We start from the raw sequence: 21036 nt of genomic DNA on the forward strand, positions 1-21036 counted from the left end.
CCTAAGGTAGCGAAATTCCTTGTCGGGTAAGTTCCGACCTGCACGAATGGCGTAACGACTTCCCCGCTGTCTCCAGCATAGACTCAGTGAAATTGAATTCCCCGTGAAGATGCGGGGTTCCTGCGGTTAGACGGAAAGACCCCGTGCACCTTTACTATAGCTTTACATTGGCATTCGTAGTGGCATGTGTAGGATAGGTGGTAGGCTTTGAAACCTGGGCGCCAGCTCAGGTGGAGCCACCCTTGAAATACCACCCTTATTACTATGGATGTCTAACCGCGGCCCGTTATCCGGGTCCGGGACAATGTATGGTGGGTAGTTTGACTGGGGCGGTCGCCTCCTAAAGAGTAACGGAGGCGCGCGATGGTGGGCTCAGAACGGTCGGAAATCGTTCGCTGAGTGCAATGGCATAAGCCTGCCTGACTGCGAGACTGACAAGTCGAGCAGAGACGAAAGTCGGTCATAGTGATCCGGTGGTCCCGCGTGGAAGGGCCATCGCTCAACGGATAAAAGGTACGCCGGGGATAACAGGCTGATGACCCCCAAGAGTCCATATCGACGGGGTTGTTTGGCACCTCGATGTCGACTCATCGCATCCTGGGGCTGGAGCAGGTCCCAAGGGTATGGCTGTTCGCCATTTAAAGCGGTACGTGAGTTGGGTTCAGAACGTCGTGAGACAGTTCGGTCCCTATCTGCCGTGGGTGTAGGAATATTGAAAGGATCTGTCCCTAGTACGAGAGGACCGGGATGGACGGATCTCTGGTGGACCTGTTGTGGCGCCAGCCGCATAGCAGGGTAGCTATATCCGGACGGGATAACCGCTGAAGGCATCTAAGCGGGAAACCCACCTTAAAACGAGTATTCCCTGAGAACCGTGGAAGACGACCACGTTGATAGGCCGGGTGTGGAAGAGCGGCAACGCTTGAAGCTTACCGGTACTAATAGTTCGATCGGCTTGATCGTTCTCATTCCTTATGCTCATCACTCCCAATCGGGACGATGAAGGCACAACAAGACCAGCGAAAAAGCCCCGAGAGGCGACCGACAGCTCCGCTGCCGACGTCTCTCTATGCTTCTTCGCTCAAAAAGCTTCTCGAACAACGTGCGTTTTGCCGACCTGGTGGTTATGGCGGAGCGGCTGCACCCGATCCCATTCCGAACTCGGCCGTGAAACGCTCCAGCGCTGATGGTACTTCGTCTCAAGACGCGGGAGAGTAGGTCGCTGCCAGGTCTGCTAAACGCACGTTCGTCTCTCATCCAGGATCAAAATGATCCGGACGCAGAGAAATCTTCTCTTTATGAACAGGCCCGCCAACGGGATCTCGGGCCGCGAAAGCGGCCCTTTCATTTGGTGAGCCATCTACCTATCTGTAGGCCATCCTATTCGTAGGTGTGCGCTTACCGCCAAAGCAAGCAAACGCTTGCTCGGATCAGCAAGCAAACGCTTGCTCAGTTCGGCAAGCAAACGCTTGCTCAGTTCGGCAAGCAAACGCTTGCCTAGGGTTGACGCGGGGTGGAGCAGCCCGGTAGCTCGTCAGGCTCATAACCTGAAGGTCACAGGTTCAAATCCTGTCCCCGCAACCAAATCAAAAGAGCCCGCCTTGTGCGGGCTCTTTTGTATTTGGCCGTGGTGGCCGACCGGTTTTAACCCGTCATCAGAGCCCCGCAAGGCGGCAAAGCCGACGCCGCGGGACAGAAACCCAAATCCCGTCACCAAAACCAGACAATAAACGGCCCGCCCGGCATCCCGCCGGCGGGCCGTTTTGCTATCCGGATGAACCACAACACCCAAATCAGCCCGCCTGGCTCACAGCCCGCGGGCCGCTCCCGTCCTGGAAGGCGGCCGCCGCCATCAATCCGCTCCCCGGATCCGGGTGCTCAGCCTCCGCTGACGCCGCCGCAAAGCGCAGACCCTTCCGAAGCCGGACCCAACGCCCGACCCAACGGCGAAAGCCGAATCAGAGCGACCATCCCAAACCAAGCCCAGACGAATCTAGCCGCTCAGGGGTCTTTCCCTCCGCCTTCACCGCGCGGAGAACCAGAAGATCGGCCCACCCAAACAATCGCAATCCAAGCTCCAAGACGGCGACAGCGTCACGCTTCTCGCCTCAGGCAAGGGCGGAAAGCCGGGCCTAACGGAGCCCGGCCGATGCCAGTCGCATCAAGGCTTCACGGACATCGACGCGCCGATAGGTTTCGGTGACGAGGCCGTCCCGTCTCAACTCTTGGCGGCGGCGTTCGACAAAGGTGCGTTCCTCGGCGGTCAAATCGTGCTCGCGCTTGCGAAGCCAGTCCTGGTAAGACGAGTCGAGTTCCTTGACCGGCTTGGCCGCCGTTGAAAAAGAAGCCGGCCGGCTCCCGGTGTAACGCGGTCGCAAGGCACTGTTGGGGTTGTATTCGGTTCGCTTGTCGTTGCCAGAAATGACGAGGTCGGGATCCGGGACCCGGCCCGACGGACTGTAGACGAATGCCGAGGCGATGCGGTCCAGCGCGGCATCGACTTCCTTCGGCCGATGGACTACCTCGCGCGGCGGGCGGTCGGGAACGGCCAGCCTTGTGATGCCGCGATCATTGATGGCGTCGAGCACCTCGCGATGATCACGCGAGGTGATCACCTCACGCCTGGCCGGCCAGAAATCATACGGTGCATGCGCGCCATAGCCCTTGCCGATGTGGAAGGCATAGATCTCCGGATAGACCGTGAGTTCGGTGCGCCGGCTTGGCTTGATGTCGTAGAAGGAGGTGATGGCGATCTGCAGCAGATGGGTGGCACCGATGCCGCCAAGCGCATCGTCGATCACCAGGCCGAACCGGTCATGCGGGTTCCAGTCCGGCAAGGCCTGCGAGATCGAAGCGGGCTTGCCGTCGATCTCGACGTCGAACATATCGGCCTTCAGCAATGTCACGACATGCATTGCGATCTCCGGCATTTTGCGGCGATTCGTCAGAACGTCATCTGATCAGCAACGCTTGCGCTTGTCAGCCGGCATCCGGCTTGACCCGTTCGAATCGAGGCAATCAGCCGGGTCTCGCGAGACTCTTTCCCATCTGCTTCGGCATGGTTAATAGTGTCGACTTCGCGGAGGATCGATCATGGAACAAAGCCGGCTATCGAAGAAGGAGCGGCACGAGCTCATTCTCTCGGAAGTGCGGCGCTCGGCCTCTATCCGTATCTCCAGGCTCGCGACTCGCCTTGGTGTCGCCGGCGAGACGATTCGGCGCGATCTCATCGAGCTCGGCGGCGCGGGGCTGCTCAATCGAACCTATGGCGGCGCGACGATCTCGCTGGTGACGTCCGAGCCGGTAATCGCCGAGCGCAGCCAGACCATGATCGAGGAGCGCGCCCGTATCGGGCGTGGCGTGGCCGGACTGGTTGAGAAAGGCCAGGTCGTGATGATCGACGGCGGCTCGACGACTTACGAGGCGGCGCGCAATCTCTCGCAGCTGAGGCGCGACTTGACCATCATCACCAACTCCATCGGCGTGGCCTCGGTGGCCGGCGCCAATCCAACCTTCCGGGTTATCCTGTGCCCCGGCACCTATGACAGTCGCGAAGCCAGCGTGCTCGGCGAGGACACGGTGGAATTCGTCAGGCGCTACAATGCCGATGTTGCGATCATCGGCGCCTCGAGCCTGTCCGTGGACGGGCCCAGCGACATGATCTCGGGGGCGGCCGCGGTGAAACGGGCAATGATTGCACGAGCGCTGTCGACAGCGCTTGTGGTGACCCACGACAAGTTCGGTCGCAACAGCCTCGAACGCGTATGCGCAATCGGCGAGCTTTCCGACATCGTCACCGATCGCGAGCCGCAGCCGGCGCTACGCGCCGTCATCGAAGCGGCTGGGACGGAACTCCACGTCCTGGGCGGCGGCTGAACGGGGCCGTCCGACTATCTATGCGTCGCCAGCAATTTGGGTCGCAGCCAGGCCGTGATGGCGTCGAAGTCGATCGGCCTGGTCGTGGCGACGTCGAAGAGCGGCCCGCGCCGCAGCGGCTTGGCGCGCTTGGCGAGTTCGATCAGTTCGGGGATATAGGCCGCACCGGGATGGCCGGCGGGCGCCGGTCGAGCCTGGCGTGACTGGACAGGGCAAAGGGCGAAACCGGAACCGCTTGCGGCCCCGCCGCCAGCGCCGACCACACCGGCGTCGTCGCCGAGCTGGGCGGGTTCGACCTGACATTGATACCTGGGCGCCAGCGCCGGCGCGCGGCCGAGTTCTGCGTGTGCCGCCCGGCCGAGGCCTCCGCCTGCAAACGCTCGGCCTGACCTGAATCCCGCCGCCCCTTGGACTCTGGATCGCCTAGCCGGCATCGCGGTTGGTCAATGCGATGTGGCAGCAGCCGGAGCCGTGGCCGGGCGTCCAGGTGACGTTGTCGAAGCGCACGCCGGTCGCCTCGAACAGGCCACGGTCGAAGGCGCCGGCGATGCGGCAGAGCGTGGCGAGCTTTTCATCGCCAACGCCGGCCTCGACCCAGGCATCCTTCAGCGGGCAGCGCTTAACCTTGAAGGCGATGCGGTCATCGCCGCGCTCGACATCGGTCGGATACATCTGGCCGCCATCAGGGCTGACGGCCAGGAAGGCCTCGCCGATGGCGCGCGCGTCATTAGCGCCGAAGCTGGCAAAGGCCGCGGCCGCCACCTCCTTGCCGCGCTGTTCGATGGCGCGGATCATGATCGCCTCCGCCCTTTCCGGGCCCAGCTCTCCGGTCAGTTCGTCGAGGAAAAGGCGATAGAGATCGGCGCGGTTGCGGAAGGCGGTATCGAGTTCGCGCGACAGTTTCTCGGCTCTGGCTTGCGGATCAGTCATGATGTGTCCTGGTTTGTTGTTTGACCATGATCTCTGGACAAAACGGTTCCCGTCTGTCCGAGAAAACCGGGTCCCACTTTCGAATCATGGTCTGGTCCTGTTCAATCTCGGCGCCGCCGCCACCAGCGCCTTGCCGATGGCCGATTGCGGTGCATCGATGACGGCACGGGCGTCGCCGCTCTCGGCAATCCGTCCGGCATCGAGAAGGATGACGCGGTGGGCGGCGGCGCGGACGACGCCGAGGTCATGGGAAATGAAGAGATAGGCGATCCGTTCCTGCCTTTGCAGGTCAAGCAACAGATCGAGGATCTGTCCGCGCACCGAGACGTCGAGCGCCGAGACCGCTTCGTCAAGCACGATCAACGACGGTTTCGTGGCGATGGCGCGAGCGATGGCCACACGCTGCCGCTGGCCGCCGGAAATTTCATGGATGGCGCGGGGCGCCAGATCGGCCGTCAGCCCGACGCGCTCGAGCAAGGCGGCGATGCGCCGCGGGCGCTCGGTGCGGGAGGCGACTCCATGGATGCGCAAGGGGTCATCGAGAACACGCGCCACCGTGGCGCGCGGGTTAAAGGCGGCGAGTGGATCCTGGAACACCATTTGCAGGCGAGCGCGGCGTGCTCTCAGTGTCGCTCCGCGCAAGGCCAGGAAGTCATCGCCCTCGAATTCGATGCGGCCGGCATCCGGTTCGATCAGGCGCAGCACCAGCCGCGCGATCGTCGACTTGCCGCTGCCGGAGGGGCCGGCCAATGCCAGTGTTTCGCCGGGTTCAATATGAAAAGAGATATCGTCGGCCGCGATGACGGTCTTGCCGCCGCGACGGTAGCGTTTGGTGAGGTTGGACACCGAGAGCAAGCTCATCCGTGGAGCTCGCTTCGATTCAGTAGCGGTTCAGCGTCGAGCCCGATATGGGCGTCGAGCAAGGCGCGGGTGTAAGTTTGAGTTGGAGCGCCGACAATCCGTGCCGTCGCGCCAAGCTCGACCAGCTGGCCGTGGCGGAAGACGGCGATGCGCTCGGCGAGCTCTGCCGCCAGGGCGATGTCGTGGCTGATGAACAGCAGCGTCATGCCGTCCTCGGCCACCAGCCGGCGGATCAAAGCGACGATCTCGGCCTGCACGATGGTGTCGAGCGCGCTGGTCGCTTCGTCGGCGACCAGCAGTTTCGGTCCGGCAGCGATCGCGGCGGCGATCGCCACGCGCTGCTTCTGGCCGCCGGAGAGCTGATGCGGAAAGGCACGCAGGGCCGAGTCCGGGTCGGGCAAGTGGACGCGTTGGAGCAAGGTTCTTGCCTTCGCGTATGCCTGAGGCCAGGCAAGGCCGAGATGAGTGCGGGCGACTTCGGCGATCTGTTTGCCGACGGTCATGACAGGATCGAGACTGGCGGAAGGGTCCTGAAAGACGAAACCGATGTCGCGACCGCCGAGGGGAGGTTGGCCATGGCCGGGCCATTCAAGTCTCCCACCAACCAATGATGAAGCCGGCAGCAACCCCGCGATCGCCAGCGCCAGCGTGCTCTTGCCGGAGCCGCTTTCGCCGATGATGGCAAGGCGCTCGCCGGCCATAATATCGAAGCTGACGTCTTTCAGCGCCGCCACCTCGCTGCCGTCGCGGCGGTAGGTCACCGTCAGGTCGCGGATCGACGCCAGCACGGTCACGACAGGCCTCTTCTGACCGCCGTCGTTTCGACGATGCCTTCGCCGGCCAGATAGACGCCGAGTACCGTCAACACCAGCGCTATTCCTGGGACGATCGACAGGAAGGGCGCGGTGCGCAGCACGGCGCGGCCTTCCGCGATCATCCCGCCCCAGGTGACGAGGTTGGGATCGCCGAGGCCGAGGAAGGACAAGGCCGCCTCGGTGAGGATCGCGGCGGCGACGATCACCGAGGACATTGCCAAAACCGGCGGCAAGGCGTTGGGCAGCACCTCGCGAAAGGCGATCGCCAGCGGATGCATGCCGATGGCGCGGGCGCTGGCGACATAATCGCGCTCGCGAATGGAGAGGACTTCGGCGCGGGCAATGCGAGCCGGTCCGGTCCAGGTGCCGAGCGCTATCGCCGCGACGACAATGCCGAGCGATGGTCCGACGACGCTGACGAAGGCCAGCGCGAGCAGGAAGCTCGGCACGGTCTGGAAGGCGTCGGTGATGCGCATCAGAACCTCGTCGGCGAGGCCACCGGCAAAGCCTGCCAGAGTGCCTATCACCGCGCCGATGGCGAGTGCCGCCGCCGCTGCTGCAAGGCCGACGGCCAGGGAGGTGCGGGCGCCATGGAAAAGCTCCGCCAGCACGTCGCGGCCGAGCCGGTCAGTGCCGAGCGGCAGCGACCAGTCCTGGAAGGGTGGCAGCAGCGCCGGGCCGGCGATGGCTTGCGGGTCGCCGGGAAACAGCAGCGGCGAGAAGAGCGCCATCGCAATCAGCGCGGCCAGAAGGATGGCACCGGCGACGGCCTCGGGCGTGCGCAGGAAGCGGCGCAGCGGGTTCATGCGCTGGCCTCGCCAGCACCGACGCGCGGGTCGAGGAAGGCATAGGCGATGTCGACGAGAAGGTTGATGATGATGACCAGGACGGCGCTGGTGAGGATGATGCCGAGCAGCAGGGGCGTATCGCGCGAAGCCACCGCTTCCTGCGCCAGCCGGCCGAGGCCGGGCACGGAAAAGACGCTCTCGATAACAACGCTGCCGCCGAGCATCTGCGCCGATTGCAGGCCAAGCATGGTGACCAGCGGCAAGAGCGCATTGCGGGCGACGTGGGCGAGCACGATGCGGCGGCGCGACAGCCCCCTGGCGCGGGCGGCCAGCACGAAATCCTGGCGCCAGGCCTCGGCCATGCCGGCGCGCATCATGCGCAGGTAGAGCGCCAGATAGATGAAGCCAAGGGCGCAAACCGGCAGGACAAGATGGACGGCGATGTCGGCCGCACGGTCGAGACCGGTCTTGTCGGAGGCGAGGCTCTCAATGCCGCCGATCGGCAGCCAGCGCAGGTCGACGGCAAAGATCACGATCAGCACCAGGCCGAGCCAGAAACCCGGCACGGCATAGAGCGCCAGCGAGCCGATCGAGAGGAAGCGGTCGCGGAAACTGCCGGGGCGGGCACCGGCATAGATCCCCAGTGTCGAGCCGAGGCCGAAGGACAGCGCGGTGGCGCTGACCATCAAGAGAAGCGTGTTGGGCAGACGCTCGAGGATGACGTCGCGGATCGGCCTGGAGAAGGTTACCGACTGGCCGAGATCCAAATGCAGCAGCGCCCAGAGGTAGTTGGCGAGCCGCGTCAGTTCCGACTGGTCGAGACCCCAGCGATGACGCAGCAATTCGATCATGCCGGCGTCGCCGCCGGTCGAGACGATGTATGCGTCGACCGCATCGCCGGGTGCGGCCTCGAGCAAGAGGAAAGTGCCGATGACGACGATCAGCAGCACGAAGACACTGCCGAGGAGGCGGCGGCGGATGAGGGTGAGGGCGCGGGTCATGGTCGCCTTACCCTCTCCACAAGGGGGAGGGTGAGGTTGGCGCTGTCCGGCGGGACAGAGGGGGGCACGAAGGAACTCTCATTCTCGAACCTTGAGCACCCGGATTTGCGACGCGCAAGCCTGCAGGGAACGCTAGCCAGCCAGATATGTGTCCGCCCAGTTCGAGACAGCCCAGCGCGGATTGTTGGCGATGTTGCCCACCGTGTCGCGCGCGACGCTGATGAAGCTCCATTCGGCGACGTTGATCAGCGGCAGGTCGGCTGTCACCTCCTTCTGGAACTCCTTGTAGAGGTCGGTGCGGGCCGTGGTGTCGAGCGTTTCCGAGGCCTTGGTGATCAGCGCGTCGAGCGCATCGTTCTTGTAGCCGCCCTGGTTGGAGAACGGCACGCCATCGGGAATGCCGCTCTGCACCAGGATGGTGGTCGAGATCGCCGGGTCGCCGCGGAATACGGGCGGGCCGACGGCGAGATCGAAGGCATGGTCGGTGTAGACGGCCTTGATGTGCGCGGCGGAATCGTTGTTGACCAACTGCGCGTCGATGCCGATGGCTGCCAGTGCCTGGCGCAGATAGTCGCCGAACTGCTTGGTCTCGTTGAAATAGGGCGCCGGCAAAAGTTTCAGCGTGAAGCGCTTGCCGTCCGGGCCTTTCTTGTAGCCGGCTTCGTCGAGCAACGCGTTGGCCTTGGCGACGTCGAAGGCATAGGTCGGCACGTCGGCGGTGTAGAATTGCGGATCGTTCTTCGGCACCGGACCGGTGGCAGTCGCGGCATAGCCGAGGAACACCGTCCTGACGACGAAGTCCTTGTCGATGGCGTGCGCGATGGCCTGGCGCACTTTCAGATCGGCCAGTTCCTTGCGGCGATGGTTGATCTCGACGACGAGCTGATAGGTCAGTCCCTCATAGCCCTTGGAGATCACCTTCAGGCCGGGCACCTTGGAGATGCGGTCGAGGTCGGCCAGCGGCACGGCGGAGAAGGCGGCGAGCTGGATCTCCTCGGCTTCGAGCGCGCTCGCCGCCGAGGTGCGGTCGGGCAGAACCTGGTAGATGATCTCGTCGAGATAGGGCTCGTCCTTCCCCCAGTAATCGGGGTTCTTGATCAGCCGATAATACTGGCCGGCCTTGTACTCGCCGAACCTGAACGGGCCGGTGCCGATGGGGGCGGTGTTGGCCGGGTTGTCCTCGATCTTGCCGACTTCGTAGACGTGTTTCGGCACGACACTGCTCAGCGCCGGCAATGCGTTGCGGATCAGCTGGAACGGGGTCGGCCTGGCGAATTTGAAGACGGCGGTGAGATCGTCAGGCGTCTCCACGCTGGCAAGGTCCTTGAACACGGTGCGGCCGAGATTCTGCAGCGGCTTCCAGATCTGCAGCGCCGAGAAGGCGACGTCGGCGGAGGTGAACGGCTTGCCGTCATGCCATTTGACGCCTTCGCGCAGTTTGAACGTCGCCGAGAGCCCATCGGCGGAACCTTCCCAGCTCAGCGCCAGGCGTGGCGCGAGCCCGTCCTTGCCATCGAAGGAGGCTTCGGCCAGCGTTTCGACGATCTTGCTGGAGATGAAGAAGACGCCGTTGGAGGCGACGATCGCCGGGTTGAGGTTGCGCGGTTCGGAGTCCGCGGCCAATACCAGCCGTCCACCCTTCTTCGGCGTCTGCGTCCAGCCCAATGTCGGCATGGCCGTGGAGGCCAGAAGCATCGCCGAGCCGGCAAGCATCGTGCGTCTGGAAATCGTGGAACCTGGCATGATCGAACTCCGTCCTCTCCGCGACCCCTTCGGGCGCGACAACACCCCTCGAATGCCGGCGTCGGCATCCTTGCGGCGGCGATTATGAGCCTTGCCGAGGGTTTCGCCAGAGACGGAATTGGCGCATCCTCGCTTGGCTTTGAAATTTTCGTCCGCTGGACCAGTTTGACAGAACGGATCCAGGTTCACCAATCTGGTAGGACCAGATTTGGCGCATATGCGACAGATGACGAGTTGGTGACCGTCCGGCAGCGCCGGTCACGTATTTCTGGCTAGACCAGAGTGGGCAAAATGGTGCAGATTTGATCCGCAGCCAAGGGATATGGGCGAAACAGCATCGATCCCAGGCAAATTCAGGGAGAGAGATATGAATATTGCGCCGGGCAAGAATGCCGTCAGCAATATCCCATTTGACCAGGCGAGGGTCGACCGGCTGATGGAGGAGGCCGGCATCGATGTGCTGCTCGCAACTTCCAAGCACAACACCCAGTACCTGCTCGGCGGCTACAAGTTCATCTTCTTCGCCGCCATGGATGCGATCGGCCACAGCCGTTACCTGCCCATCGTCGTCTACGAAAAGGGCGGCCCGGATCACGCGGCCTATATCGGCAACCGCATGGAAGGCGGCGAGCACCAGAACCATCCGTTCTGGACACCGACGCTGCACGCCGCCTGCTGGGGCACGCTGGACGCCGCCAATCTTGCCGTCGAACATCTGCAAAAGATCGGCAAGGCCGGTGCCCGCATCGGCATCGAGCCCGGCTTCCTGCCGTCGGATGCCTACACGCTGATCCGCAAGGCGCTGCCGGAAGCGAAGCTGATCGACGCGACCGACATGCTGGAACGCATGCGCGCCATCAAGACCGACGCCGAACTGGAGAAGTTGCGCACCGCCTCCGAACTGATCACCGATTCCATGCTGGCGACCATCGGCTGGGCGCGCGAAGGCACGACCAAGGTCGAGATGATCGAACATTTGCGGCGCGAGGAAACCAATCGCGGCGCGCATTTCGAATATTGCCTGCTGACGCTGGGTTCAAGCCACAACCGCGCCGCCTCACCGCAGGCTTGGAAGAAGGGCGAGGTGCTGTCGATCGATTCCGGCGGCAATTACCACGGCTATATCGGCGACCTCTGCCGGATGGGCATTCTGGGTGAACCGGACGCCGAACTGGAGGATCTGCTGGCCGAGGTCGAGGCGGTGCAGCAGGCGGCGTTCTCGAAGGTCAGAGCGGGCACGCTGGGCGGTGACATGATTTCGCATGCCGAAGGCGTGCTGAAGAAATCCAAGGTCGCGGCCTATACGGATTTCTTCGCCCACGGCATGGGCCTGATCACGCATGAGGCGCCATTCCTGATGACCAACCATCCGGTGACCTATGAAGGCACCTATGCGGCCAAGCCCCTGGAAAAGAACATGGTGCTGTCGGTCGAGACGACCATGCTTCACCCGACACGCGGCTTCATCAAGCTGGAGGATACGCTTGCGGTGACGGACGCTGGCTATGTGATGTTCGGTGATCGCGGCAGGGGATGGAACCGGGGTGGTCTTTAACGTCGAACGCCGCCGCCGCCCCTCATCTGCCTGCCGGCATCTCTCCCCGTAGAACGGGAGAAGGGTGCAGCGTCGATAGCAGCGCTTTTCTCACAGTCACTATACGGGGAGAAATGTCCGGCAGGACAATGAGGGGCAGCGCTGCCCTCGCATAAATCTAGTCGGTCAGTTGCCCCGCTGGGATCAGCCTGAAATCCGGCAACTCACGCAGCACCAGTTCCGGCCCAGCCGGTGAATAGACAACGAAGAGCTGCATCGGTTCATCGCCAGTGTTCAGAGTCGAATGAAACCGGCTTTCCGGCACATAGATGGTGCAGCCGGGGCCGACCTTCGCCACCACCGGATTGCCGTTCTCGTCCTCGACCATCTGCTCGCCATGGCCCGAGATGACGAAGATGATTTCTTCCGCGCCCGGATGGTTGTGGCGGGTGTGGCCCTTGCCGGAAGGCAGGTCGACGACGCCGCCGGAAAAGCGGGTAGCGCCATTCACTTCCGGTGCCACCGTCAGCGCCAGCCTGCCCCAGTCGAAGCCGAAGGCGCTGACGTCCTTCGGATAGACAAACACCTTGCTCTTGTCCGTCATCTCTCTCATCCCTTCTTTTTCTTCGTGGTCGCTGTGTCGCCCAGTGTGACAGCCTTGAAATCGGCCGTCTGTCTGGCGATCGCGGCTTCCGCCGGCAGCCGCTCCATCGAACTCGCGCCGTAGAAGCCATGCAGGCCCTTGGCGCGAGACAGAATGTAGCGGGCGTCATCCGGCATCGAGATCGGGCCGCCATGGCAAAGCAGGATGACATCCTTGCGCACCGAGCGTGCCGCCTCGGCGATGGCGTCGATCGCGACCACGCAGTCGTCGAGCGACTTGGCCGAGGTGGCGCCGATCGAGCCGCCCGTCGTCACGCCCATATGGGCAACGACGATGTCGGCGCCGGCCTTGGTCATGGCGCGGGCCTCGTCGGGGTTAAAGACATAGGGCGTGGTCAAGAGGTCGAGCTTGTGCGCCTCGGCGATCATGTCGACCTCGAGCCCGAAGCCCATGCCGGTTTCCTCGAAACTCTGCCGCATGGTGCCGTCGAACAGGCCGATGGTCGGAAAGTTCTGCACACCGGAAAAGCCCATCGTCTTCAGCTCGGCCAGAAGCAGCGGCATGATGACGAAGGGATCGGTGCCGTTGACGCCGGCCAGCACCGGTGTCTTCTTGACCACCGGCAGCACCTCATAGGCCATTTCCTTGACGATCTCGTTGGCATTGCCATAGGCAAGCAGGCCGGCGGCGGAGCCGCGACCGGCCATGCGATAGCGGCCGGAATTGTAGATGATGATCAGGTCGATGCCGCCAGCTTCCTCGGCCTTGGCCGACAGGCCGGTGCCGGCGCCGCCGCCGACGATCGGCACGCCCTTGTCGATCATTCCACGGAATTTCTTCAGTATGTCCTTGCGCGGTATTGCGGGCATTTCTTGGAACCTCAGTGTCTGGCTATTTCGAGAAAAGCCGCGACCGCGGCCCTGGCGAATTCGGGGTCGTTGATGTGCAATGGCAAGCGCGTGACGCGGCGGTTGGCGCTTGGCTTGATCGAGCGCTCGATGGCTTCGAACAACACAGCGTCGGCCTGTTGATCGAAGAAGGCACCGCCCTCGATGTCGAGTGCCGAGACGCCTTTTTCAGGAATGAGAAAATGCACCGGCCCCTCGCAGAGGGAGAGCCTGGTGCCGATCCACTCACCGATCGCGCGGCATTCGTCCGCGCTTGTGCGCATAAGCGTGACGTTGGGATTGTGCTCGTAGAAAAGCCGGCCGCGATCGCGTTCCGGTATGGTCGACGGCGCCCAGAAGTTGACCATGTCGAGCGCGCCGACCGAACCGACATAGGGTAGCTTGCTGCGGGCGATCGCGCCGAAGCGATCCTCCGTTGCCGGCAACACGCCGCCGAACAGGAGGTCGCAAACCTCGGTCGTCGTGATGTCGATGACACCGGACAGCAGGCCGCTGTCGGCCAGCTTTTCCATGCTGCGGCCTCCGGTGCCGGTGGCGTGGAAGACCATGCAATCATATCCGGAGCGCAGCTGGTCCGCGATCGCCGTCACGCAAGGCGTGGTGACGCCGAACATGGTGAGCCCGATCGACGGCTTGCCGTCGGGCGCCGGCGCCGGGCTTGTCGCCATGCCCGATATCGCCTGGGCGGCGTTGTGCAGCACGACGCGGGAAAGCCTATTCAGCCCCGCCATGTCGGTCACCGATGGCATCATGATGATGTCGGAGACGTCGACATAAGGCGCCGTGTCACCGGAGGCGAGCGTCGAGACCATGAGTTTCGGCAGACCGAGCGGCAGCGCACGCATGCCCGACGTGATGATTGAGGTGCCGCCGCCGCCGCCTATGCCGATTACGGCGGCGATGTCGCTTCGCGATCGGACGAAGCGGGTGAAGGCGGTGCCCATGGCGGCAACCGCGGCGCCACGGTCATCGCCGCCGAGCACGGCCGCGCTGCCGTCAGGATGATGACCGGCCACCTGCTTCGCGCTGATGTCGACGGGAACGCTTGAAGCACGTGTTCCGACATCAACGCGAGAAACGGCAGCGCCCGTGGCGGCGATAGCGTCCGCCAGGAAGGCAAGTTCCTCGCCCTTGGTGTCGGCGGTGCCCACGACGTAGATGCGCTTCATGGGCGGTTCCCAGGTCATTGCAAATTTTTGAGACGCGCGTATCATATTGATATGGATATCTCACGTCAACGAGCCACTGCACGCGACGACACGGAGCGGGGAAGCGGCCAGGCCGCCGAGCGTGGACCCCGGGCGCGCACGAAACGCCTGATGCTTGAGACGGCGATACGGCTGATGCAGGCGGGCGTCACGCCGTCGGTGAGCGAGGTGGCGGAAGCGGCGCAGGTTTCCCGCGCCACGGCCTACCGCTATTTCCCCAGCCAGGCGGCATTGGTGCAGGCCGTCGTCGACGAGGGGCTGGGACCAATCCTGACCTGGCAATCGACCTCTGCCGACGCCGAGCGCAGGGTCGCGGACCTGTTCGACACGGCGATGCCGCGCATCGAGGCTTTTGAGGCGACGTTCAAGGCGGCGCTGAAACTGTCGCTCGATCAATGGGCGCGACGCCAGGCCGGTACTCTGGGCGGCGAGCCGGCCTTCACGCGCGGTCATCGCGTCGATTTGCTGCAGCAGGCGATCGCGCCGCTCAAGGGCCATTTGCCGCCGCGCGACTTCAAGCGTCTGGCGCAGGCGCTGTCGCTGATCTTCGGCGTCGAGGTGCTGATCGTGCTCAAGGATATCTGGGGTCTGGACAGCCGCAAGACGCGGTCCGTCGCGCAATGGGCGGCAGGCGCCCTGGTGCGCGCGGCGGTGGCGGAATCGATTGGTGATGGAGGCGACGACGGCTCAGGGGTGGCCATGAAGTAGGACCTATCTGGTTCGACCAGATTTGCATGTCGACTATCAATATTATCCCTGACGCAGGGAGCTGTGCAACACCCTTGCGTATCATTGAGTAGGAAAATCATTGGAAAACAGGCAGATAAAGCCTAGATTCCGTCGGAATGGCCAGCCCCGTCTTCCAAGAAAGGGCTTGACGACGATGCAAAATTGGTAATACCAGATTAGAAAAGAAAAGTGGATCAAGTGAGGGCTGCGATCCATTTTCCGGCAGGGCGAGGAGGCCCGGAACCGGAAAGGTGCGATCACGGGAGGAACTACCAGGGCCGGCTTCGTCGCCGGCTCGTACGACAAGGTAGAATGCGCACAAGGGAGGAAATCATTATGCGCAAGTTAGTGACCAGCATGCTTGCTGGTATCGGCTTAACGCTTGCCTGCGGAACGTCCGTCTACGCGCAGGAAAAGTCGCTCACCATCTTCTGGGCGGAATGGGATCCGGCCAATTACCTGCAGGAACTCGGCAACGAGTACGAGAAGGAAACCGGCGTCAAGATCACGGTGGAGACCACGCCGTGGGCCGACTTCCAGACGAAGGCCTTCACCGAGTTCAACGCCCATGGCGACGCCTATGACCTGGTCGTCGGCGACTCGCAATGGCTGGGCGCCGGCTCGACCGGTGGCCACTATGTCGACCTGACGGACTTCTTCAAGAAGCACGATCTCGGCAATGTCATGGCGCCGGCGACGGTGAAATATTACGCCGAATATCCCGGCAACAGCGGCAAGTACTGGGCCATTCCGCTCGAAGGCGACGCCGTCGGCTGGTCCTACCGCAAGGACTGGTTCGAGGATCCCAAGGAGAAGGAAGCGTTCAAGGCCAAGTATGGCTACGACCTCGATGTGCCGAAGGATTTCAAGGCGCTGCGCGACATAGCCGAGTTCTTCTATCGGCCCGACCAGAAGCGCTACGGCATCGCGATCTATACCGACAATTCCTATGACGCGATGGCAATGGGCTTCGAGAACGCGCTGTTCTCCTACGGCGGCGAGCTGGGTGACTATGCGACCTACAAGGTCGATGGCCACATCAATTCCGACAAGGCCGTAGCCGCGCTCGACGCCTACAAGGAACTCTACAAGTTCACGCCTCCCGGCTGGGCCAAATCGTTCTTCGTCGAGGACAACCAGGCGATCACCGAGAACCTGGCGGCGATGAGCATGAACTTCTTCGCTTTCTTCCCCTCGCTGATCAACGAGGCCTCGAACCCGAACGCCAAGAACACCGGCTTCTTCGCCAACCCGCCGGGACCGAATGGCGACCAGTTCGCCGCACTCGGAGGTCAGGGCATCTCCGTCATCTCGTACTCGAAGAAGCAGGACGAGGCGATGAAGTTCCTTGAATGGTTCATCAAGGACGAGACCCAGAAGAAGTGGGCGGCCCTTGGCGGCTACACCTGCAGCGCGGCGGTGCTCAAATCGCCGGAATTCCAGAGCGCAACGCCTTACAACAAGGCCTTCTACGAGACCATGTTCAAGGTGAAGGACTTCTGGGCTGTGCCGGAATACGCCGAACTGCTGCAGCAGCTCAACCAGCGCATCTACCCCTACATGATCGGCGGCGACGGTACCGCCAAGGAAACGCTGGACGCGCTGGCCGCAGACTGGAACGCGACGTTCAAGAAGTACGGCCGCGTTCAGTAACAATCATGCCTCACGGAGGGGGCGGTGGTGCCTCCTCCGTTTCTTTTTCTGCAAATGGGAGAGGGGTCTTGGCGACCACGATGATCACAACGCTGGACAGGTCCTCGCGGGCGGCCACGCGCGGCCTGAGCGACATTTCGATCCGCAACCTCTTCATTGTTCCGACGGTCCTGTTCCTGATCGTCTTCAACATCTTTCCGCTGATCTATTCGCTTGGCTATTCCTTCACCGACTTCCGGGCCTCGACCAACGCGCCGGCGAATTTCGTCGGGCTGCAGAATTATCGCGACCTGCTCAACGATCCCTATGTCTGGTCCAACTTCGCCATCACGGCGAAATACGTCATCATCTCGGTCGCCGGTCAGCTGCTTGTCGGTTTCGGCGTGGCGATGCTGCTCAACCGCGACATCCCGCTAAAGGGCCTTATCACCACGCTGCTGCTGCTGCCGATGATGCTGTCGATGGCTGTTGTCGGCTTGTTCTGGAAGCTTCTCTACGACCCGTCGTGGGGCGTCATCAACTATGCGCTTGGGCTCGGCAATTTCGAGTGGCTGGCCGATCCCAAGATGGCGCTCTACGCCGTCGCGCTGACCGACATCTGGATGTGGTCGCCCTTCGTCATGCTGTTGTCGCTGGCAGGGCTCTCGGCGGTGCCGAAGCATCTCTACGAGGCCGCCGCGATCGACCGCGCCGGGCCGTTCTATACGTTCTTCCGCATCACGCTGCCGCTGGTGGCGCCGATCCTGATGATCGCGGTCATTTTCCGCACCATGGAAGCGTTCAAGACTTTCGACCTCGCCTACATCCTGACCAGCCAGCCGACGGCTGAACTGATCTCGATCCGGCTCTACAAGATGGCGTTCCAGGAATGGCAGACCGGGCGCTCCTGCGCGATGGCCTACATCGTGCTGATCATGGTGCTGGCCATCACCAACATCTACGTCAAATACCTCAACAAGGTGAAGGAGCGCTGAGATGGCCGCCGTGCGCACCTCTTCCGAGATCGGCTTCAACCGCGTCGCCATCGTCGCCGTGCTGGTGGTGACGATCATCTTCCTCGCTCCAATCTACTGGATCGCCTCGACGGCATTCAAGCCGCGCAACCTGGCCACGACCATCCCGCCGACGGTCGTCTTCCAGCCGGAAATCTCGCCTTTCGTGAAGCTGTTCACCAAGCGCTCGCAATTGCGCAGTCCGCCGACGCCCGAAGAGTATGCGGCGGCGCCATGGTGGGAGCGGGTTGTTTTCGATGGCGGCGAGAAGATCGTGCGCGACGGCAAGGGCCAGGTGCAGTGGTCGGGCTATCCGAGCCGTTTCCTGAATTCGCTGATCATCGCCATCACCTCGACGGTGCTGGCGGTCGGCATGGGAACGTTCACCGCCTACGGCTTCTCGCGCTTCAAGGTGAAGGGGGAGGCGGATCTGCTCTTCTTCATCCTGTCGACACGCATGCTGCCGCCGGTGGTGGTGGCGATCCCGATGTTCCTTATGTACCGAGCGGTCGGCCTCAACGATACCCATGTCGGCCTGATCATCCTCTACACCGCCTTCAACCTGTCCTTCTCGGTGTGGCTGATGAAGGGGTTCATGGACGAGATCCCGAAAGAATATGAGGAAGCGGCCCTCGTCGACGGCTATACGCGCATGGAAGCCTTCTTCAAGATCGTGCTGCCGGAGGCCGCCACCGGCATCGCCGCCACCGCGGTGTTCTGCTTCATCACGGCATGGAACGAATACGCCTTCGCGCTGATCATGACCAATCGCCGTGCGCAGACAGCGCCGCCCTTCATCCCCAGCCAGGTCGGCTCCGGCCTGCCCGACTGGACGGTGATCGCCGCCGGGACGTTCCTGTTCCTGCTGCCGGTCGCGATCTTCACCTTCCTGCTCCGCAATCATCTGTTGCGCGGCATGTCCTTCGGAGCGATCCGCAAATGAGCTTTCGCGCCATCAATCAGAAATATCTGGAGCCTGGTTCGCAGGTGCTCATGGTGCTTGGCATCGTGGCACTGTGCCAGCCCTGGAACATGCTGCTGCACACATACGGCCTGACCATCATCCTGATCGGGCTGATCGGCTTCAACATCACCTCGAAGATCGCGCCTGAGGAGGAGGCCGGCACCGGCCATGCAGTGCGAAATCCGGGAGCAGAGCATTGACCCAGATCGAGCTTCGCGGCGTCCAGAAATTCTTCGGCGCCGTCCAGGTCATCAAGGACCTCAACCTCAAGATTGCCGACAATGAGTTCATCGTGCTGCTCGGCCAATCGGGCTGCGGCAAGACGACGACGCTGCGCGCGATCGCCGGGCTGGAGACGATCGACGAGGGCGACATCCTCATCGACGGCAAGCCGGTCCAGCATCTGAAGGCCGCCGACCGTGACATCGCCATGGTGTTCCAGTCGTTCTCGCTCTATCCGCATATGAGCGTCTACGAGAACATCGCCTTTCCCTTGCGCGCCACGCGCAAGAGCAAGGCCGAGATCGACAGCGAGGTGCGCTCGGTCGCCAAGACGCTGCAGATATCGGATCTGCTCGGCAAGAAGCCATCGGCGCTCTCGGGCGGCGACATGCAGCGCGTCGCCATCGGCCGGGCGCTGGTGCGGCGGCCGAAGGCGATGCTGATGGACGAGCCGATCGGCGCGCTCGATGCCAAGCTGCGCGAGGAGATGCGGGCCGAGATCAAACGGCTGCACATCAAGCAGGGCTCGACCACGATCTATGTCACGCACGACCAGATCGAGGCGATGAGCCTCGCCGACCGCATCGTCATCATGCATGAAGGCGTGCTGCAGCAGGTGGGCACGCCCGACGAGGTCTATTCGCGCCCGGCCAATCTGTTCGTGGCGCAATTCGTCGGCAGCCCGGTGATGAATGTCGCCGACGCGGCGGTGGCTGAAAAAGCCGCGTCCGCATCGGTGACGGTCGGCGACGCGGCCACCGGCTTCGAGTTTCCGCGCGTGCTGTTGTCGAAGCTCAACGGCCATGCCGGCGGCCAGCTGGCGCTCGGCATCCGTCCGGAAGGCGTGCTCATTCGCCGTGACGCGGCCGACGGCTTCATGGCCGTCGAGACGCAGATCGTCGAGCCGCTCGGGTCCTTCGATATCGTCGACCTGAAGGTCGGCTCCAAGATGCTGCGCGCGCGTACCAAGAGCGGCTTCATCTCGGGGCCTGGCGAGAAGGTCTTTGCGCGGATCGATCCGACGCAGGCGCATTTCTTCGACAAGGCAAGCGGCAAGTCGCTGGAAGTGAGATTGTGATGGCCCATATCCAGCTCAAGAATATCTCAAAGAGTTTCGGTAATCATACGGCCCTGACCGGGCTCGATCTCGACATCGCCGATGGCGAGTTCTTCGTTCTGCTCGGCGAGACGGGCGCCGGCAAGACGACGACGCTGCGGCTGATCGCGGGCCTCGAGAAACCGAGCGAAGGTCAGGTCGTCATCGACGGCGTCGACGTGGCCGACTGGGGCGCGGCCGAACGCGACGTGGCGCTGGTGCTGCAACAATATTCGCTCTATCCACGCTACACGGTGCGGGAAAACCTCGAATTCCCGTTGAAGCCGAAGATCCGCCGGCTGCCCGATGCCGAGATCAAGGACCGCGTCGACCGCGCTGCCCGCACACTGCGCATCGAGCACCTGCTCGACCGCAAGACCGACCGCCTGTCCGGCGGCGAGATGCAGCGTGTCTCGATCGGCCGCGCCATTGTGCGCAAGCCGCGCGTGTTCCTGATGGACGAGCCGCTGTCGGCGCTCGATGCCAAATTGCGCGAGGCGCTGCGCACGGAACTGAAGAACCTGCAGATACAGCTGGGCGCCACATTCCTGTTCGTCACCCACGACCAGATCGAGGCGATGTCGATGGGCGACAAGGTTGGCGTGCTCAACCATGGCCGCATCGTCCAGACCGGCACGCCGCACGAGATCTACAACAATCCCCGCGACACCTATGTGGCGAGCTTCGTCGGCTCGCCGCCGATGAACCTCATCGACGGCAGGCTGGTCAACAACCGCGCGGTGATGGCGCCGATGAATTTCGAGCTGCCGCTTTCAGGGGGAGCCAAGACGAGTGCGGCGACCGACGGTCGCCCGCTCGTCTTCGGCATCCGTCCCGAAGATGTCTATCTGGAAAGCGGCGCTCCGGTCGAGGCGCGTGTCCATGACGTGGAAAATCATGGCGTCGAGAAGATCCTGACGCTGCGCGTCGGCGACACGACACTGCGCGCCACGGTGCCGGCCAGGACCGATGTCGCGATCGAACAGCCGGTGCGTTTTGCCTGGAACCCGGACAAGGTGGTGCTGTTCGACAAGGGCAGCGGTGTTAGCTTGCGCCACGCCGGGTGAAGCGCCGTTTCTGATCAGCCGGGCAGCCTTGCAACGAAGGACATC

General features: G+C 62.9%; 20 protein-coding genes, 1 tRNA gene and 2 rRNA genes (1 of these 23 only partly in view). 12 read left to right on the forward strand and 11 right to left on the reverse strand.

Translation table 11 applies throughout. The features are described 5' to 3' along the window. The 3 genes from AC07SZ_RS15150 to AC07SZ_RS15160 all read left to right on the forward strand — a co-directional run. Window positions 1-963: ribosomal RNA gene (locus AC07SZ_RS15150) — 23S ribosomal RNA — on the forward strand; it begins 1835 nt to the left of the window's first position. Window positions 964-1116: 153 nt separating this feature from the next. Then, window positions 1117-1231: ribosomal RNA gene (rrf, locus tag AC07SZ_RS15155) — 5S ribosomal RNA — on the forward strand. A 276-nt stretch (window positions 1232-1507) separates the two neighbouring features. Continuing rightward, window positions 1508-1584 (forward strand) — tRNA-Met (locus AC07SZ_RS15160). A gap of 548 nt (window positions 1585-2132) precedes the next feature. Here the strand turns inward: AC07SZ_RS15160 and AC07SZ_RS15165 are convergent. After that, the gene (locus tag AC07SZ_RS15165) at window positions 2133-2930 is read right to left on the reverse strand and encodes a hypothetical protein (RefSeq protein ID WP_494914872.1); all 798 of its coding nucleotides are present in this window, start codon (window positions 2928-2930) and stop codon (window positions 2133-2135) included. Between the two features lie 163 nt (window positions 2931-3093). Here AC07SZ_RS15165 and AC07SZ_RS15170 point away from each other — a divergent pair, with 163 nt between their 5' ends. Further along, window positions 3094-3876, forward strand: a complete 783-nt coding sequence (locus AC07SZ_RS15170; protein WP_494914874.1) for a DeoR/GlpR family DNA-binding transcription regulator — start codon at window positions 3094-3096, stop codon at window positions 3874-3876. Between the two features lie 14 nt (window positions 3877-3890). Here the strand turns inward: AC07SZ_RS15170 and AC07SZ_RS15175 are convergent, their stop codons facing one another. The 7 genes from AC07SZ_RS15175 to AC07SZ_RS15205 all read right to left on the reverse strand — a co-directional run bounded on the left by AC07SZ_RS15175 (window position 3891) and on the right by AC07SZ_RS15205 (window position 10014). Then, complete coding sequence (locus tag AC07SZ_RS15175; RefSeq protein ID WP_494914875.1) at window positions 3891-4139, reverse strand: hypothetical protein; 249 nt, start codon at window positions 4137-4139, stop codon at window positions 3891-3893. Between the two features lie 160 nt (window positions 4140-4299). Then, entirely contained in the window at window positions 4300-4806 is a 507-nt protein-coding gene (locus AC07SZ_RS15180) for an L-2-amino-thiazoline-4-carboxylic acid hydrolase (protein ID WP_494914876.1), read from the reverse strand. An 84-nt stretch (window positions 4807-4890) separates the two neighbouring features. Further along, window positions 4891-5667: an ATP-binding cassette domain-containing protein gene (locus AC07SZ_RS15185; protein WP_065005526.1), complete on the reverse strand. Its 777-nt coding sequence runs from the start codon at window positions 5665-5667 to the stop codon at window positions 4891-4893. Continuing rightward, window positions 5664-6461: an ABC transporter ATP-binding protein gene (locus AC07SZ_RS15190; RefSeq protein ID WP_494914877.1), complete on the reverse strand. Its 798-nt coding sequence runs from the start codon at window positions 6459-6461 to the stop codon at window positions 5664-5666. The genes AC07SZ_RS15185 and AC07SZ_RS15190 overlap by 4 nt, the downstream gene beginning before the upstream one ends. Then, window positions 6458-7288, reverse strand: coding sequence for an ABC transporter permease (locus AC07SZ_RS15195; RefSeq protein ID WP_056568261.1), 831 nt, complete (start codon window positions 7286-7288; stop codon window positions 6458-6460). Before AC07SZ_RS15195 ends, AC07SZ_RS15190 begins: the two co-directional genes overlap by 4 nt. Beyond that, a complete protein-coding gene (locus AC07SZ_RS15200; protein WP_056568264.1) occupies window positions 7285-8271 on the reverse strand; it encodes an ABC transporter permease in 987 nt (328 codons plus the stop codon). The genes AC07SZ_RS15195 and AC07SZ_RS15200 overlap by 4 nt, the downstream gene beginning before the upstream one ends. 132 nt (window positions 8272-8403) lie before the next feature. Beyond that, window positions 8404-10014 (reverse strand): ABC transporter substrate-binding protein, encoded by a 1611-nt coding sequence (locus tag AC07SZ_RS15205; protein ID WP_494914879.1) that lies wholly within the window; start codon window positions 10012-10014, stop codon window positions 8404-8406. A 367-nt stretch (window positions 10015-10381) separates the two neighbouring features. Between AC07SZ_RS15205 and AC07SZ_RS15210 the strand changes: the two genes are divergently transcribed. Further along, on the forward strand, window positions 10382-11569 hold the full coding sequence (locus AC07SZ_RS15210) for a M24 family metallopeptidase (protein ID WP_056568270.1): 1188 nt from the start codon (window positions 10382-10384) through the stop codon (window positions 11567-11569). A gap of 157 nt (window positions 11570-11726) precedes the next feature. Here the strand turns inward: AC07SZ_RS15210 and AC07SZ_RS15215 are convergent, their stop codons facing one another. The 3 genes from AC07SZ_RS15215 to AC07SZ_RS15225 are packed head-to-tail and all read right to left on the reverse strand — an operon-like array spanning window position 11727 to window position 14229. Continuing rightward, window positions 11727-12152: a cupin domain-containing protein gene (locus AC07SZ_RS15215; RefSeq protein WP_056568274.1), complete on the reverse strand. Its 426-nt coding sequence runs from the start codon at window positions 12150-12152 to the stop codon at window positions 11727-11729. Window positions 12153-12157: 5 nt separating this feature from the next. Then, complete coding sequence (locus tag AC07SZ_RS15220; RefSeq protein ID WP_056568278.1) at window positions 12158-13021, reverse strand: phosphoenolpyruvate hydrolase family protein; 864 nt, start codon at window positions 13019-13021, stop codon at window positions 12158-12160. An 11-nt stretch (window positions 13022-13032) separates the two neighbouring features. Further along, window positions 13033-14229 carry a Tm-1-like ATP-binding domain-containing protein gene (locus AC07SZ_RS15225; protein WP_172372094.1) on the reverse strand — a complete coding sequence of 399 codons (1197 nt, stop codon included), beginning with the start codon at window positions 14227-14229 and terminating at the stop codon, window positions 13033-13035. Window positions 14230-14280: 51 nt separating this feature from the next. Between AC07SZ_RS15225 and AC07SZ_RS15230 the strand changes: the two genes are divergently transcribed. From AC07SZ_RS15230 to AC07SZ_RS15260, 7 genes are all read left to right on the forward strand, one after another. Next, window positions 14281-14976, forward strand: coding sequence for a TetR/AcrR family transcriptional regulator (locus AC07SZ_RS15230; protein WP_056568280.1), 696 nt, complete (start codon window positions 14281-14283; stop codon window positions 14974-14976). 357 nt (window positions 14977-15333) lie between these two features. Further along, window positions 15334-16650 carry an ABC transporter substrate-binding protein gene (locus AC07SZ_RS15235; RefSeq protein ID WP_172348494.1) on the forward strand — a complete coding sequence of 439 codons (1317 nt, stop codon included), beginning with the start codon at window positions 15334-15336 and terminating at the stop codon, window positions 16648-16650. A gap of 68 nt (window positions 16651-16718) precedes the next feature. Next, window positions 16719-17624, forward strand: coding sequence for a carbohydrate ABC transporter permease (locus tag AC07SZ_RS15240; RefSeq protein WP_056568286.1), 906 nt, complete (start codon window positions 16719-16721; stop codon window positions 17622-17624). Window position 17625: 1 nt separating this feature from the next. Then, a complete protein-coding gene (locus tag AC07SZ_RS15245; RefSeq protein WP_172372097.1) occupies window positions 17626-18585 on the forward strand; it encodes a carbohydrate ABC transporter permease in 960 nt (319 codons plus the stop codon). After that, a complete protein-coding gene (locus AC07SZ_RS15250) occupies window positions 18582-18806 on the forward strand; it encodes a hypothetical protein (protein ID WP_056568293.1) in 225 nt (74 codons plus the stop codon). The genes AC07SZ_RS15245 and AC07SZ_RS15250 overlap by 4 nt, the downstream gene beginning before the upstream one ends. Next, window positions 18803-19906: an ABC transporter ATP-binding protein gene (locus AC07SZ_RS15255; RefSeq protein ID WP_056568296.1), complete on the forward strand. Its 1104-nt coding sequence runs from the start codon at window positions 18803-18805 to the stop codon at window positions 19904-19906. Before AC07SZ_RS15250 ends, AC07SZ_RS15255 begins: the two co-directional genes overlap by 4 nt. Continuing rightward, complete coding sequence (locus AC07SZ_RS15260) at window positions 19906-20991, forward strand: ABC transporter ATP-binding protein (protein ID WP_494914884.1); 1086 nt, start codon at window positions 19906-19908, stop codon at window positions 20989-20991. Before AC07SZ_RS15255 ends, AC07SZ_RS15260 begins: the two co-directional genes overlap by 1 nt. Window positions 20992-21036: the final 45 nt, after the last annotated feature.

This window comes from Mesorhizobium sp. GW821-FHT07A06 (assembly GCF_059419085.1).